We start from the raw sequence: 15,577 nt of genomic DNA, 5'->3' as shown, positions 1-15,577 counted from the left end.
GTGCCGCCGCCGCGCGGTCCTGGCAAGCCCTGTTACCGCGCCTATCCAGCCAGTGGCATGGCAGCAGCTTCGATGGAAATGTGCATGAATACGGCAGGCAAGCAGATAGAGATTCCCGCGTTGTATATGCGCGGCGGCACCAGCAAGGGCGTGTTTTTCCTGCCCCAGGACCTGCCTGCCGATCCCGCGCGGCGCGATGCGGTGCTGCTGCGTGTGGCAGGCAGCCCCGATCCTTATGGCAAGCAGATCGACGGCATGGGCGCGGCCACGTCCAGCACCAGCAAGGTGGTGATCGTGGGCAAGAGCACGCGGTCCGACTGCGATGTGGACTATTGGTTCGGCCAGGTCGCCATCGGCCAGCCGCTGGTCGACTGGAGCGGCAACTGCGGCAATCTGACCTCCGCGGTCGGGCCGTTCGCGATACATCGCGGCCTGGTGCAGGCGCCGTCCGATGGCGTGGCCACCATACGCATCTGGCAGGCGAACATCCAGCGGCGCATCATCGCGCAGGTGCCGATGCGCGATGGCCAGGTGCAGGAGCTGGGCGATTTCGAGCTGGACGGCGTGACCTTTCCGGCGGCGGAAATCCCCTTGACCTTCCTCGATCCCGGGGCTGGCGGCGATGCGCAGGGCGGCGGCATGTTCCCCACCGGACGCGCCATCGACGAGATATTCGTTCCAGGCGTCGGCACGATAGAGGCCACGCTGATCGATGCCGGCAATCCGGCGGTGCTGGTCGACGCCGCGGCGTTGGGCCTGACCGGCACAGAGACGCAGGCTCGCATCAATGGCGATGCGGCGCTGCTGGCGCGCATGGAGCTGGTGCGGGCGCACGCCGCCGTGGCGATGGGGGCGGCGCGGACGGCGGCCGAAGCCACCGCGACGCGCCAGCATACGCCCAAGCTGGCTTTCTTCGGCCCGCCCGCCAGCTATGTCGCGTCCAGCGGTGCGCCGATCGACGCGGCGACGATCGACGTCGCGGCCCGCATCATGTCGATGGGCCAGCTGCATCATGCGATGACGGGGACGGGCGCGGTCGCCATCGCGGCGGCCGCGGCGGTGCCGGGCACCATCCTCAGCCGCATCCTGGGCGGCGCGCGCGATACGCTTTGCTTCGGCCACACGTCCGGCCGGCTGCGCGTCGGCGCCGAAGCGCGGCAGCATGAAGGTCGCTGGGAAGTCACCAAGGTGACCTTGAGCCGCAGCGCGCGGCGCCTGATGGCTGGCTGCGTGTACGTGCCGGCTTCCGCCTGGGACGGTCAGGCCTGAGCAACACCTGGGCATGGCCTTCCCGCGCCGAACGGCGCGCCGTGGATCCAGGCGCGCACCGAGCGCGTCAACAGCGCCAGTTCCTGCTGCGCGGTCCGGCACGCATCCGCGGCCGCCGCCACGCCCCCGTCCAGCAGATCCTGCTGCGCCGTGACGCAGGCGTGCGACAGGGCGGCGGCATCTATCATGCGCGCGACGCCATGCAGTGCATGCAGCACTTCGCTGGCGGCCCCGCAATCCTGGCGGTCCAAGGCCTGCCGCAGCGTCGCGGCATCTTCTTCGCTGGTATCGCGCAGCGCCGCCAGGAAGCGGTCGGCGATGGCGCCGTCGCCGGCGGCCAGGGCCTCGATCGCGCCTGGATCGAAGCGCAGGCCCTGCCGCCAGGCTGCGCGCAGGCCGTCGCGCCTGAGCGGCAACGCCGCCAGCCGCCGCTGCAGGTCCGGCAGCGTGACGGGTTTGAACAGGCAGGCATCCATGCCGGCTTCCGTACACCGCGCGATCTCATCCTGCCGGGCGCTGGCGGTATAGGCCCACACGATGCACGGCGCCACGTCCTGGGTCGATTCCACCTGGCGTATCCGGCGTACCAGCTCGTAGCCGCTGCCCTGCGCCATATTGCAATCGGTGATGACCACCTGGTAAGCACCGGGTCGCCATAGCCGCCATGCGGCGCGGCCGCCGCCGGCTTGCACGACATGATGTCCCAGATACTCCAGTTGTTTGCGCAGCAACAGCCGGCTGGGCGCATTGTCGTCGGCCACCAGTATCTGCAACGGCGAATTTTCCACGCGGCAAGCCGGCGTGGCGGCACCAGCATCGGGCGGCGCCCGCAGGATGTCCGCCTCGAAGTCGAAGCGCGCGGTGCAGCCCTGGCCGGGCGTGCTCTCCAGCTGCAAGGTGCCGTTCATCAAGGCCGCCAGCCGCCTGGCGATGTTCAGCCCCAGTCCGCTGCTGCCCTCGACGCGCGCGCCGTCCGGCGCCTGGGCGTAGGGCGCGAACAGTCTGCGCTGGTCCGCCTCGCCGATGCCGATGCCCGTATCGATCACATGCAGGGTGACCGACAGGCGCATGGCCTGTGTGCGCCGCGCACGCAGCCGCACCGTGACATGTCCGGCGTGGGTGAACTTCACCGCGTTGCTGACCAGGTTGAAAAGTATCTGCCTGATCCGCATGGGGTCGACCAGCACGTCGACGTCGACGTCGTCGCCGGCCTCGACACGTAGCGGCAGGCCTTTGTCTTGCGCCATGCCATGGAAGACCTGTGCCGCGGATTGGGCGAGTGCGCGCAGGTTGGTTCGCTGCGGCAGAAGCTCCAGCTTGCCGCGATCCATTCTTTCCAGGTCCAGGATGTCGCGGATCAGATCCAGCAGTCCCTGTGCCGCGCCGTGCGCGACGCGCAGGTGGTGCTGTACGTCCTGGCCCGCCGCGGCTTCCTTCAAGCCCAGTTCCAGCATGCCCGCCAGCGCATTGAGCGGCGTGCGGATCTCGTGGCTGGCGACCGCCAGGAAATCGCTCTTGGCGCGGGATGCCGATTCGGCCGATTGCGCGGCGGCGCGCAGTTCGTGTTCCTGGCGTACGCGCCGGGCGATCTGCCTGCGCAGATGTCCGTTCCAGCCCACCAGCATCGTCCCGGCAAGCATGCTGGCGCCGACCATCGGATCCAGCAATGCCAGTTGTTCTTCGAGCATCGCGCTGATCCACGCGGTCGAGCCATCGTCGTCGTAGGGGGCGTGCGTTGCGTCGGCGCTGCAGGCCAGCAGCAGGAATGCCGAAATCCATGCCGCCCGGCCGAGCAGGGCACCGCTCATGGCGTCACACCAGGCCGTTGCGCCTGGCGATATCGGTAAGTTCGAGCAGCGTGGCGGCGTTCAGTTTTTCCTGCAGCCGGCTCTTGTACGTGCTGACGGTTTTCTCGCTGAGCATCAGCGTGGCGGCTATGGTCTTGTTCAATGCGCCACGCGCCAGGTGCTGCAGCACTACCAGTTCGCGATCGGAGAGCTGTTCGATCAGCGCGGCTTCGCTCATCGCCGTGCCGCGTTCGCCGCTGGGGTGCAGCGCCACCGTCGGGAAATAGGTGTTGCCCTGCAGCACGGCCTTGGCGGCGCTGACAAGTTCCTGCAGTTCCTTGCCCTTGTATACGAAACCGGAGGCCCCCGCGTGCAGGCAGCGCGCGGCCAGGTGATCCGGATTCTGCGCCGTCAGCACCACGATGCCAGGTTTGTGGTCGCGGCCGTCCGCGCGCAGGCGGCTGATCACCATCAGCCCGTCCATTTTGGGTATGCCGATATCCAGCACGATCAGGTCCGGGCGGTGTTCGCGCGCGGCGGTCAATGCATCCACGCCCGTGGCCACTTCCGCCACGACGTCCCAGCCGCTTTGCTCCAGTATCGTCCTGACCGCGAAGCGGATCATGGGGTGATCGTCGACGATCACGACGCTTCCTACTCTTTGCACTTGAACCTCATCTTCGATCGCGGTAATTCCGGGCTGCGCCAGCGCGCGCGGCCGCGGCGCAATCGGCGGGCGCGCCGGCCGGCGCCGGCCCTGGGGTAGAGCGCGGCAAAGTATAAGTAGGGAGGGGTGGTCGTGGCACGCAGGCCACTGGCCGGTCGTTGCAGAACGGCTACTTATTGCGACTAGTTGCAAATGACGCGCAACATAAATGAAAAAGCCACGGCCGGAGCCGTGGCGAAAACAAGCACGTGTGGTCGCCGATCCTTACCAGGGGCAAAGCCGATAATTCACGACGACGAACAACGCTACCATCCTTGCGCTCATCCGGGCGCACGCGATTGTTTCGAAAGAAAACGAAAAATCAGTATCGGCTGGGGTGACGTCAAATTGGTGATCGCTTGACAACAAGACATCGGAGACGGACTCTAGCGCACGCGTATCGGATACGAGTACACGTCGTTCCGCAAGTCAATAGGGGAGTTTCGCGGTTCCGGCCGAAGGCGCGCGCATGCTATAGAAATGCATTGCGAAAAGGGGAGAACATGGAACTGTATATGACGATAGGTGAGGGATACCGCCTGACGCTGGACGTGGACGAGTCCGCGTCGGGATATGGCTGGTATATCTATCTCGCGCTATCGAAAGAGCAAGGCAAAGGCACGCTGGTGATCAGCGACGAAGCCTGCGAATCTGCGTCCGAGGCCGCGGCGGCCGGGATGCAGGCGCTCGAGCGGTACAAGACGGAGCAGCGGATATCCGTGGTGACGCCGCCGGCGGTCGCCGTGTATTGATTCGCGCCGGTTGGCCGCGCCGCCGCCAGGGGCGGCGCGTTTTACTCAATGCCCTGATGTCTCCGGGCCTGCGCACGTTCAGCCCAGGGTGCCATATTCCATCAGATGACGGCGGACACCGCCCTGACGTTCGAGCATCCAGCCCGGATACTCTGACGGCAGGGCGCTGACCTCGGCCAGCGTGGCCAGCTCCTTGTCATCCAGCCTGATGTCGACCGCGCCGATATTGTCATGCAACTGCTCGATACGTTTGGCGCCCACGATCGCTGTCGTGACCGCCGGCTGATGCAGCAGCCAGGCCAGCGCGATCTGCGCCACCGATGCCTTGTGCGCATCCGCGATGGCGCGCATCGCATCGACGCAGTCGAAGACGCGGTCGCGGTTGACGGGCGGAAAGTCGAAATTGGTGCGGCGGTCGCCTTTCTCGCCTTGCTTGTCGCGGGCATACTTGCCGCTCAACAGGCCGCCCGCCAACGGACTCCAGACCATCAGGCCGACGCCTTCGCCGCGCAGCAGGGGCACGATTTCGCGCTCGAGGTCGCGGCCGGCGATCGTGTAGTACGCCTGCAGCGATTCGAAGCGGGCCAGTCCCAACCGTTCCGAAATGCCCAGCGCCTTCATGATCTGCCAGGCGGCCCAGTTGGACACGCCGATATAGCGGACATGGCCATGTTGCACCAGGGTGTCCAGTGCGCGCAGCGTTTCCTCGATCGGCGTGGCCGGATCGAAGCCGTGCACCTGGTACAGGTCCAGATGGTCCAGTTGCATGCGCTTGAGCGAGGCCTTGACGCTCTCCATGATGTGATACCGCGACAGGCCGCGCGAATTGACGCCGCGGGTGCCGGTTTCGCCCATGACCTTCGAGGCGACCACCACGTTTTCGCGCGGCACATTCAGATTGCGCAGCGCCTGGCCCGTCAGGGTCTCGGAACGCCCGCCCGAGTAGACGTTGGCGGTATCGATGAAGTTGATCCCGGCGTCCAGGGCGGCGCCGACCAGCTTGTCGACCTCGTTTTGCTCCAGGCTGCCGATTTGTCCCCACTGGGTGCCGTCTTCACCGCCGAACGTCATGGTGCCCAGGCACAGTTCAGACACGAATAAGCCGGTATTGCCAAGTTTGTTGTAGCGCATGGGATGCTCCTGATCGTTGATCGCTCACGGATAAACCGGCGCAGTATGCGCGCGCGGTACGTGAGTCATGTGCTCGATCCTGTTCGATTACTGCCTAATCCTCCAGTGATCCATGGCGCCAGTGGGGACGCTGCGCTTCTGACAGGAAACTGGCGCTATTCTTTCATTGCATAAAATTCCGCGCGTCCGCGAGGCAATATCCCGGGGACCGCCCTCCGATTCGGTGAACCATGGGCCTGAACGAGATACCCGATTCCTCTTTGCAAGCCGCGCCGGCGCTGGACGATCCGGACGCGGCCTTCGACGCGCCGCGCCGCGAATTGCTGGACCGGCTGATCCGCCTGACCGGTACGCTGGAAGGCTCCATGGTCACGGCGGTGCCTGGGCTGCATCTGCACCGGCTGACGAGCACGCGGGGCCACCAGCACGCGCTGCAGCTGCCGATCTTCGCGGCGATCGCGCAAGGATCCAAGCGCCTGCTGGTGGGCGACGAGGTCTATGAATACGACCCCCTGCATTACCTGGTGTCCTCGGTGGATCTGCCGGTGATAGGCAAGGTGACCGTGGGCAGCCCGACCGAGCCCTATCTGGGCCTGCGGCTGGACCTGGACGTCGAAGTGATAGACGCCTTGATCCGTGAGGTGGGTCCGCCGCCCGAATCACAGCCGGAGGTCAGCCGGGGCCTGTACGTCAACCGCCTGGGCGACACCTTGCTGGACGGCCTGCTGCGCCTGCTGCGTCTGCTGGATGCGCCCGTGGATATTCCGGTGCTCGCGCCCATGATCAAGCGCGAGATATTCTATCGCCTGCTGATGAACGGACAGGGGGCGATGTTGCGCCAGCTGGTGCAGAAGGACAGCCATACGCAGCGTATCGCGAGGGCCATACGCTTGCTGCGTGAGCATTACGTGCGTCCGTTGCGGGTCGAGGAACTCGCGCGCCATGCGCATATGAGCGCGTCGTCTTTCCATCATCATTTCAAGGCCGTCACGGCCATGAGCCCGTTGCAGTTCCAGAAGCAGTTGCGCCTGCAGGAAGCCCGCCGGTTGATGTTCACCAGCGACGCCGACGTGGCGGTGGTCGCGCACCAGGTGGGGTATGAAAGCCCGTCGCAGTTCAGCCGCGAGTACAGCCGCCTGTTCGGCTCGGCCCCGCTGCGGGACAAGCGGCGCTGGCTGGGAGACGGCCTGACGCACTGATCCGCGCGGATGTGGCTGCATGGATACGGCCGCGTGGATACGGCCGCGTGGACACGCCGCGCGGATCACTTCACCCGCTGTTTTTCGAGCTTGCGCGCCAGGGTGCGCCGGTGCATGCCCAGGCGACGCGCGGTCTCCGAGATATTGAAGCCCGTCTCCGCCAGGGTTTCGTGTATCCGCTCCCATTCCAGCGTCTTGATGGACGTGGGGCGATCGCTCAATTCGGTTTCGATATCACCGGCATCCCGTCCGAAAGCCTGTTCGATATCGTCCGTATTCGACGGCTTGGCCAGGTAGTGGCGCGCGCCCAGCTTGATCGCCTCCACCGCCGTGGCAATGCTGGCATAACCCGTCAGCACCACGATGATGGTCTGTGGGTGATGCGCATGCAGCGCCTGCACGCAGGCCAGCCCCGATGCGTCGCCCTTGAGCTTCAGGTCGATCACCGCATAGCCGGGTTGATGGTCCGGCAGCAAGGCCTGCAGGCTTTCCAGCCCGGTGGCGTGCAGCACGCGGTAGCCGCGCCGTTCGAACGAGCGGCCCAGGGTACGGGCAAAGGTCTCGTCGTCCTCGACGATGACCAGCAGCCGCTCCGTGGCCTGCGCCGCGGACCCGCCGTCGTCGGCGTCTTCAGGCAGCGGGTGTGGTGTCATCCTGTTCTTCCAGGGTAATCGCCGATAGCGGCAGCCGCAGCGTGACGCGCGCACCGCCTTCGGCGCGGTTTTCGGCGGACACCTCGCCCCCCAGGGTACGCGCCACGTTCACCACCAGGAACAGCCCGAGCCCGCCACCCGGCCGACCCTTGCTGGACTGGTAGGGCTTGCCGAAGCTGGACAGCATGCTCGGCGCGAATCCGGGCCCGTCGTCCGTGACTTCCAGCACCAGCGCGTCGTCCTCGCGGTCCACGCGCAAGGTGATCCCGCGGCGCGCCGCTTCCAGCGCATTGTCCAGCACGTTGCAGATCATCTGCTTGAGCGCCGAGTCCGAGACGATGCGCAGGTCCTGGCCGAAGCCGTTTTCGTAGCGCAGTTGTTCATCGAAGCCGCGCGTCGCGCGCCATTCCGCCACCAGCTCGTCCAGGAACGTATGGACGGTGGTTTCGGCCGGCGCGTCGCCGCGCGCTTCGCCGGCGGACAGCAGGATGCCGCCCACGATGGATTTGCAGCGCGCCACGGACGCCTGCATGTCGCCGATTTCCTGCAGCAGTTGCGGATCGTCCTTGAACGGCCTCATGTGGAGCCAATCTCCCAGGATGACGGCCATGGTCGCCAGCGGCGTGCCCAGCTCATGCGCCGCGCCGGAAGCCAGCAGTCCCATGCGGACGATATGTTCTTCCTCGGCCGCGCGTTGGCGCAGGTCGGCCAGGTGGGCGTCGCGCGCCCGCAGGTTGCCGTTGATGCGCGTGATGAACACCACCAGCAGCGATGCATTGAGCGCGAAGCAGATGAGCATGCCCTGCACGTACAGGCTGGCCAGGCCGTTGCCGTGGTCCAGCGGCAGCGTCAATGGCCTGCCGGCGGCGGCCAGCAGCATGAAGCACAGCGTCGTGACGATGACCAGCATCCACGTGCTCCACGGCTTGAGGAGCACGGCGCCGAGCGTGACCTGCACCAGGTAGAGGAACACGAAGGGATTGGTGGCGCCGCCGCTGAGGTAGAGCTGGGCGGTCAGGGCGACGAGGTCCACCAGCATCGCGACCAGCAGTTCGGTATTGCTGACTTCGGGAGCCAGCTGCAGGCGCAGCATGCCGACGATGTTGAAGGCGATCAGGCCGCCCAGGACGGGCACCATGTAGTTCAGCGGCAGCGGCACGCCAAAACCCATCACGACAACGTAGATGGTGGCGATCTGGCCCAGCACGGCGATCCAGCGCAGCGTGATCAGCTGCTGCATGTTCTTGTGGCCGGTGGTGTCGTGCCGGCGCCGGCCGCTGGGGATCATGGGCGGCGGGTCCGCTGCTGGCGGCGTTCTTCGCGCACGGTGTAGAAGGCTGCGCCGGCCACCATCAGGGCCAGGGCGTACCAGGTGATCGCGTACACCAGGTGGCTGTTGTGGAAGGCGATGACGGTCATGCCGGCGCGTGGCCAGGTGTCGGGTGCGACGGCCCGCGCGGCCTGCCCGCCGGGGGCCGGCACGGGCGCGTCCGCCGCCGGCGCCTGCGCGTCGACGAAATACGGCGCGGTATCGGACAGCCCGCGCGCCGCGGCGATGGCCTGCACGTCGCGCGAATACCAGCGGTTGCCGGCCGGGTCGTTATGGCGCAGGAATCCGCCGCCGGGCTCGCTGATGCGCAGCAGCCCGGTGACGGTAAGGGCGTCGCGCGCGGCCGCCTCTGGATGGGCGATGTTGCCGCGCTGGTCGCCCGGCACGAAGCCGCGGTTGATCAGCACGGTCGTGCCGTCGTCCCGCATCAGGGGCGTGATCACCCAGTAGCCGCTGCCCAGTTCGGTGCTGGCCTGGGTAAGCGTTTCCTTGCCGTAGTCGTAGCGTCCGGTCAGGGACACATGGCGGTATTCGTCGCTGTCGGCGGTAATGGCGGGCCAGCGTTGCGGTCCCGGCGCCGGCTGCGCGGAGGCATGGACGCGCTGCTCCACGCGCGCGATCAGGTCCAGCTTCCAGGCGCGCCGCTGTACCTGCCAGGTACCCAGCGCGCTGAAACCCACAAAAAGCAACACCGCCACGACCGCCATGCAGATCAGGACTGCCGGGCGGCGCCCGCCGCCGGTGTCGGCGTCGGGCAGGGCGGTGTGCGACGGACCCCGGCCATGCGGCGAGCGGGGGGGCTCGCCATCCGGCGGAAGGGTCACATGGGGGGCGGTCATCCTTACGGCATGTTCTTCATGTCGGTCATGGACGGCATCATGTTCACGTTCAGGTGATACATGACCCACAGCGAGCCGGCCAGCGTGATGACGACGATGACCACGGTGAAGATCAGCGCCAGCATGGTCCAGCCGCCTTCCGAGCGGGCATTCATGTGCAGGAAGTAGATCATGTGAACCACGATCTGCACCGCGGCCAGGCCCAGGATGACCATGGCCGTCGTGCTGGACTGGTCGAACACCTTGCCCATGACGATCCAGAACGGGATCGCCGTCAGGATGACCGACAGGACGAAGCCCGTCATGTAGCCCTTGAAGGTGCCGTGCGCGGCGCCGTCATCGTGGTCGTCGTGATGATCGTGGCCATGGTCGTGATCGCCATGGGCCAGCGTACCGTTATGCGTGCTCATGGCAGCACTCCCATCAGGTAGACAAAGGTGAACACGCCGATCCAGACGACGTCCAGGAAGTGCCAGAACATCGACAGGCACATCAGGCGGCGCTTGTTGGCCGACGTCAGGCCGTGGCGGCCGACCTGCACCATCAGGGTGATCAGCCAGATGATGCCGCTGGTGACGTGCAGCCCGTGCGTACCCACCAGGGTGAAGAACGACGACAGGAAAGCGCTGCGGCCGGGGCCGGCGCCTTCGTGGATCAGGTGCGCGAATTCGTACAGTTCGAGCCCGATGAAGGCGGCGCCGAACAGGCCGGTGATCAGCAGCCACATCTGCGTGGCGCCCACGCGGTTGCGGTTCATCTCCAGCATGGCGAAGCCATAGGTGATGGACGACAGCAGCAGCATGGACGTGTTCAGCGCCACCAGCGGCAGGTCGAACAGGTCCGCGCCCGAGGGGCCGGCCGCATAGCTGCGGCCCAGCACGCCGTACACCGCGAACAGGCTCGCGAAGATGAGGCAATCGCTCATCAGGTAAATCCAGAAGCCCAGCAGGGTGCCGTTCTTCGGATGGTGTTCCTCCGTCAGATAGAAACGGAGGTTTTCCGGCGCAGCCGCGGCGCCAGGTTGGGTCAGGACGGTGGCTTTAGACATGGTTCGCTAGCAGACGGGTACGCTCGGCCTCGGTGCGAACGACTTCGTCCGCGGGAATGTAGTAATCGCGCTTGTAGTTGAAGCTGTGGATGATCGCGGCGGCGATGGCGCCGAGGAAGGAAACGATCACCAGCAGCCACATGTGCCAGATCATGCCGAAACCGAATGCCGTGCACAGTCCGGCGATGATTACGCCGGCGGCCGTGTTCTTGGGCATGTGGATCGGGATGAATCCTTGCAAGGGGCGCTCGGAGCCGCGCTGCTTCATCTGCCACCAGGCATCGCCTTCATGGATCTGCGGGGTGAAGGCGAAGTTGTAGGCGGGCGGGGGCGACGACGTCGACCACTCCAGCGTACGGCCGTTCCAGGGATCGCCCGTCACGTCGCGCAGTTGCTCGCGGCGGCGGAAGCTGACGTAGATCTGGATCAGGAAGCTGGCGATGCCGATCGCGATCAGGCCCGCGCCGATGGCGGCGATCACGAACCAGATCTGCAGCGAAGGATCGTCGAAGTGGTTCATGCGGCGCGTCACGCCCATCAGGCCCAGCACGTACAGCGGCGTGAAGGCCACCCAGAAGCCCACCAGCCAGAACCAGAACGAGCACTTGCCCCAGAATTCGTCCAGCTTGAAGCCGAAGGCCTTGGGGAACCAGTAGTTGATCGCCGCGAACATGCCGAACAGCACGCCACCGATGATTACGTTGTGGAAGTGAGCGATCAGGAACAGGCTGTTGTGCAGCACGAAGTCGGCCGGGGGAACGGCCAGCATGACGCCGGTCATGCCGCCGATGACGAAGGTCACCATGAAGCCCACCGTCCACAGCATCGGCACGTCGAGGCGGATGCGGCCGCGGTACATCGTGAACAGCCAGTTGAAGATCTTCGCCCCGGTCGGGATGGAGATGATCATCGTGGTGATGCCGAAGAACGAGTTGACGCTCGCCCCCGATCCCATGGTGAAGAAGTGGTGCAGCCACACCAGGTAGGACAGCACCGTGATCACGACGGTGGCGTACACCATGGACGCATAGCCGAACAGGCGCTTGCCGCTATAGGTGGACACGACTTCCGAGAACACGCCGAAGGCCGGCAGGATCAGGATGTACACCTCCGGATGGCCCCAGATCCAGATGAGGTTGATGTACATCATCGGATTGCCGCCGAAGTCGTTCGTGAAGAAGTTCGTACCGGCGTAGCGGTCCAGCGCCAGCAGCGCCAGCACCGCGGTCAGGATCGGGAAGGCAGCCACGATCAGCACGTTGGTGCACAGAGACGTCCACGTGAAGATGGGCATCTTCATCATGGTCATGCCCGGGGCGCGCATCTTGATGATGGTCACCAGCAGGTTGATCCCTGACAGCAAGGTCCCCAGCCCCGCGACCTGCAGGCCCCAGATGTAGTAATCCACCCCCACGTCCGGACTCTGCTCGATGCCCGACAGCGGCGGATAGGCCAGCCAGCCGGTGCGCGCGAATTCGCCGACGAACAGCGAGGTCATCACCAGCACCGCGCCGCCCACCGTCATCCAGAAGCTGAAATTGTTCAGGAAGGGAAAGGACACGTCGCGCGCGCCGATCTGCAGCGGCACGATGTAGTTCATCAGGCCCGTGACCAGCGGCATCGCCACGAAGAAGATCATGATCACGCCGTGCGCCGTGAAGATCTGGTCGTAGTGGTGCGGTGGCAGATAGCCGCTGACGTCGCCGAAGGCAATCGCCTGCTGCAGCCGCATCATGATGGCGTCGGCGAAGCCCCGCAGCAGCATGATGATCGCCAGCACGATGTACATGATGCCGATCTTCTTGTGGTCGATGCTGGTGAACCACTCGCGCCACAGGTAGCCCCAGACGCGGAAGTAGGTCAACGCGCCGAGCAGCGCGATGCCGCCGATGGCCACGAAGATGAACGTCACCAGCAGGATCGGTTCATGGTAGGGGATCGCCTCCAGGGATAGGCGGCCGAGTAATAGCTTATGCAGGTCTAGGTTCTCAAACATCTCGATTCCCGTGACGGGAGGCGCAAGGCGGAAAGAGGGGCGGGCGGCTTACTCAGATTCGGATCAGAGCGGTACGCGATCGTCCAGGACGGCGGCGCCGGTGGGGTTGGCGGGCGTGCAGACGGCGCCGACATAGTTCCGCGCGGACGTGTCGGCCAGGCCGAGACGGACGCGGGTCGAGCCGTTGTTCGCGACGTTGTACGTGCCGGACGTACCGAGGCCGCCCTTCTCGTCGATCGCCATCATGTCCTTGATGCACATGCGGTTGGATTCGACGCAGCGGTTGACGATGGCGTCATACAGATCGGGCGCCACCTTGGCGTAGCGGCGTACCGGGTCCTTTTCGCTGGGCTGTTCCAGTTTCAGGTAGACCGGGCGGGTCAGTTCACCCCCGCCGTCGCGCGTCTGCTGGACCCAGTTGTCGAAGTCGGCATTGGTCATGCCGTAGAACTTGAAGCGCATGTCCGAGAAACCGGCGCCGCTGTAGTTGGCCGAGAAGCCTTCATACACGCCGGCCTTGTTGATCACGGCGTGCAGCTTGGTTTCCATGCCGGGCATGGCATAGACCTGGCCGGCCAGCGCCGGGATGAAGAAGGAGTTCATCATCGTCGACGACGTGATCTTGAACGTGATGGGCCGGTTTACCGGGGCCACCAGCTCGTTCACCGTGGCCACGCCTTCCTCGGGGTAGATGAACAGCCATTTCCAGTCCAGGGCCACCACTTCCACCGTCAGCGGTTTGACGTTGGTGGGCAGCTCGTGGCCTTCCGCGATGCGGTCCAGCGGACGGTAGGGGTCCAGGCGGTGGGTCGTCACCCAGGTGATGGCGCCCAGGGCGATGATGATCAGCAGCGGCGCCGACCACACCACCAGTTCCACCACGGTGGAATGGTGCCACTCGGGGTCGTAGGTGGCGTTGGTGTTGGAAGCGCGGTAGCGCCAGGCGAACACCAGGGTCAGGATGATGACCGGGATGATGATGATCAGCATCAACACCGTGGAGATGACGATCAGATCGCGTTGCTGCACTGCGATATCGCCGGACGGAGACATCACCACCCCGTTACAGCCACCCAGGAGGGCGACCAGGGCGAGCAGCGGAAGCAGGAGAAGTCGGCGGGGAAACGTGGAGGATGACATGCCGGGCGACGAAAGCTCAAACAGGAACTGGGGCGGAATGCTGACGGGGAGCTGTAAGCGCCGCGTAAGCTTGCGAGAAAAAATCACGCGAAATGTACAATTTTTGACGCACTGCGGAAAGTGGACATTTTGTCCTACCTATGGCGGCAAGCCGAAAGTCGTGCCATGCTAAGGCACGCCGGGCCTGTTGAAGGGCAATTTTCGGTAAGCAGCAGGCCTGCGCGACAGTAGGGAGCCGTCTTCGGGTACGAAGACTGCTACGGCCGGGCAACCGGTCGCAATGATCGCGAGGAGATAAGATGTCCACGACTGCAGCATTCCCAGACGCGTCATCGACTACGCTCGAGCGTGACGCAAGATTGACCACCGCCGACCATTCCAAGGTCGCGCCCGGAGAAATCGCCATTGGCGTCGTCATAGGACGGGCCTCCGAATATTTCGACTTCTTCGTATACGGGATCGCCTCGGTACTCGTCTTCCCGCAGGTGTTCTTCCCGTTCCTGACGCGGCTGGAAGGCATACTTGCCGCCTTCGTCGTATTTTCCTTCGCCTTCATCGCCCGGCCCTTCGGCACCGCCTTGTTCATGGCCGTGCAGAGGCGTTGGGGCCGTGCGACGAAGCTGACCATCGCACTCTTCGTGCTCGGTACGGCTACCGCCGGTATCGCGTTCCTGCCCAACTTTGCCACCCTGGGCGAACGCGCCATTATATTGCTTGCCGTGTTCCGCTGCCTGCAAGGCCTGGCCACCGGGGGCGCCTGGGATGGCCTGCCGTCCCTGCTGGCCCTGAACGCCCCGCCGGAACGGCGCGGCTGGTACGCGATGCTGGGCCAGCTGGGCGCGCCCATCGGCTTCCTGCTGGCGGGCGGCCTGTTCCTGTACCTGCACACCAACCTGAACGCGGACGACTTCACCGAATGGGGCTGGCGCTATCCCTTCTACGTCGCCTTCGCCATCAACGTGGTGGCGCTGTTCGCGCGGCTGCGCCTGGTGGTGACGCATGAATACACGCGGCTGCTGGAGGAAGGCGAGCTGGAGCCCATCCCCGCCCACACCCTGATGCGCGAGCAGGGCTACAACATCTTCCTGGGCGCCTTCGCCGCCCTGGCCAGCTATGCCCTGTTCCACCTGGTGACCATCTTCCCGCTGTCCTGGCTGGCGCTGCAGTCCACGCAGTCCATCGACGCCATCCTGAGCGTGCAGGTCATCGGGGCCTTGCTGGGCATCCTGGGCACCATGGCCTCGGGCTGGCTGGCCGACCACATCGGCCGCCGCAATACCCTGGGCACGCTGGCCTGCCTGATCGGGGTGTTCAGCCTGTGCACCCCGTGGCTGCTGGACGGCGGCACCGTGGCGCAGGACGCCTTCATCCTGATCGGTTTCGTGCTGCTGGGCTTGTCCTACGGGCAGGCGTCGGGCACCGTGACGTCCAATTTCGCCCGCCGTTTCCGCTACACCGGCGCGGCCTTCACGGCCGACTTCGCGTGGTTGTTCGGCGCGGCATTCGCGCCTGTCGTGGCGCTGAGCCTGTCGGCCCGTTTCGGCCTGGGCGCGGTCAGCGTCTATCTGCTGTCCGGGGTGGCCTGCACGCTGCTGGCCCTGCGCATCAATCGCTCGCTGGAGCTCCAGCGCGACTGAGGCCGCATCGAAACCTGGACCGGCGCGCCGTGCGACAGCGGCGCGCCTGCCACCTTCCCCATTCCAGGAGCCGGCCTTGCCGGCTCTTTT

General features: G+C 65.4%; 14 protein-coding genes. 4 read left to right on the top strand and 10 right to left on the bottom strand.

The annotated features are described in order from the left end of the window. Positions 1-84: 84 nt before the first annotated feature. Positions 85-1,269: a 2-methylaconitate cis-trans isomerase PrpF gene (prpF, locus tag CAL12_RS21335; RefSeq protein WP_086066449.1), complete on the top strand. Its 1,185-nt coding sequence runs from the start codon at positions 85-87 to the stop codon at positions 1,267-1,269. On the opposite strand, the gene CAL12_RS21330 is transcribed toward prpF, so the two are convergent. After that, positions 1,260-3,077: an ATP-binding protein gene (locus CAL12_RS21330; protein WP_086066448.1), complete on the bottom strand. Its 1,818-nt coding sequence runs from the start codon at positions 3,075-3,077 to the stop codon at positions 1,260-1,262. The two genes, prpF and CAL12_RS21330, sit on opposite strands and share 10 nt — an antisense overlap. A gap of 4 nt (positions 3,078-3,081) precedes the next feature. Further along, positions 3,082-3,723: a response regulator transcription factor gene (locus tag CAL12_RS21325; protein WP_232464589.1), complete on the bottom strand. Its 642-nt coding sequence runs from the start codon at positions 3,721-3,723 to the stop codon at positions 3,082-3,084. A gap of 542 nt (positions 3,724-4,265) precedes the next feature. On the opposite strand from CAL12_RS21325, the gene CAL12_RS21320 reads away from it, so the two are divergent. Beyond that, positions 4,266-4,514 carry a hypothetical protein gene (locus tag CAL12_RS21320; protein ID WP_086066447.1) on the top strand — a complete coding sequence of 83 codons (249 nt, stop codon included), beginning with the start codon at positions 4,266-4,268 and terminating at the stop codon, positions 4,512-4,514. A 78-nt stretch (positions 4,515-4,592) separates the two neighbouring features. Here the strand turns inward: CAL12_RS21320 and CAL12_RS21315 are convergent, their stop codons facing one another. After that, a complete protein-coding gene (locus CAL12_RS21315; RefSeq protein ID WP_086066446.1) occupies positions 4,593-5,645 on the bottom strand; it encodes an aldo/keto reductase in 1,053 nt (350 codons plus the stop codon). 230 nt (positions 5,646-5,875) lie between these two features. Here CAL12_RS21315 and CAL12_RS21310 point away from each other — a divergent pair, with 230 nt between their 5' ends. Then, a complete protein-coding gene (locus tag CAL12_RS21310) occupies positions 5,876-6,844 on the top strand; it encodes an AraC family transcriptional regulator (RefSeq protein ID WP_086066445.1) in 969 nt (322 codons plus the stop codon). A gap of 65 nt (positions 6,845-6,909) precedes the next feature. Here the strand turns inward: CAL12_RS21310 and CAL12_RS21305 are convergent, their stop codons facing one another. From CAL12_RS21305 to cyoA, 7 genes are all read right to left on the bottom strand, one after another. Continuing rightward, a complete protein-coding gene (locus CAL12_RS21305; protein ID WP_086066444.1) occupies positions 6,910-7,497 on the bottom strand; it encodes a response regulator transcription factor in 588 nt (195 codons plus the stop codon). Next, positions 7,475-8,785 carry an ATP-binding protein gene (locus tag CAL12_RS21300; protein ID WP_086066443.1) on the bottom strand — a complete coding sequence of 437 codons (1,311 nt, stop codon included), beginning with the start codon at positions 8,783-8,785 and terminating at the stop codon, positions 7,475-7,477. Before CAL12_RS21300 ends, CAL12_RS21305 begins: the two co-directional genes overlap by 23 nt. Beyond that, the gene (locus CAL12_RS21295) at positions 8,782-9,666 is read right to left on the bottom strand and encodes an SURF1 family protein (RefSeq protein ID WP_086066442.1); all 885 of its coding nucleotides are present in this window, start codon (positions 9,664-9,666) and stop codon (positions 8,782-8,784) included. Before CAL12_RS21295 ends, CAL12_RS21300 begins: the two co-directional genes overlap by 4 nt. Positions 9,667-9,668: 2 nt before the next feature. Beyond that, on the bottom strand, positions 9,669-10,076 hold the full coding sequence (gene cyoD / locus CAL12_RS21290) for a cytochrome o ubiquinol oxidase subunit IV (protein WP_086066441.1): 408 nt from the start codon (positions 10,074-10,076) through the stop codon (positions 9,669-9,671). Next, positions 10,073-10,714, bottom strand: a complete 642-nt coding sequence (cyoC, locus tag CAL12_RS21285; RefSeq protein ID WP_086066440.1) for a cytochrome o ubiquinol oxidase subunit III — start codon at positions 10,712-10,714, stop codon at positions 10,073-10,075. The genes cyoD and cyoC overlap by 4 nt, the downstream gene beginning before the upstream one ends. Further along, the gene (gene cyoB, locus CAL12_RS21280) at positions 10,707-12,710 is read right to left on the bottom strand and encodes a cytochrome o ubiquinol oxidase subunit I (protein ID WP_086066439.1); all 2,004 of its coding nucleotides are present in this window, start codon (positions 12,708-12,710) and stop codon (positions 10,707-10,709) included. Before cyoB ends, cyoC begins: the two co-directional genes overlap by 8 nt. Positions 12,711-12,773: 63 nt before the next feature. Continuing rightward, a complete protein-coding gene (gene cyoA, locus CAL12_RS21275; RefSeq protein WP_086066438.1) occupies positions 12,774-13,850 on the bottom strand; it encodes a ubiquinol oxidase subunit II in 1,077 nt (358 codons plus the stop codon). 299 nt (positions 13,851-14,149) lie between these two features. Here cyoA and CAL12_RS21270 point away from each other — a divergent pair, with 299 nt between their 5' ends. Continuing rightward, positions 14,150-15,487: an MFS transporter gene (locus CAL12_RS21270; protein WP_086066437.1), complete on the top strand. Its 1,338-nt coding sequence runs from the start codon at positions 14,150-14,152 to the stop codon at positions 15,485-15,487. The last annotated feature ends 90 nt before the right edge of the window (positions 15,488-15,577 follow it).

Origin of the sequence: Bordetella genomosp. 8 (assembly GCF_002119685.1) — a bacterium.
Taxonomy (GTDB): Bacteria; Pseudomonadota; Gammaproteobacteria; order Burkholderiales; family Burkholderiaceae_B; genus Bordetella_C.
This window is presented reverse-complemented; position numbering and strand designations above follow the sequence as displayed.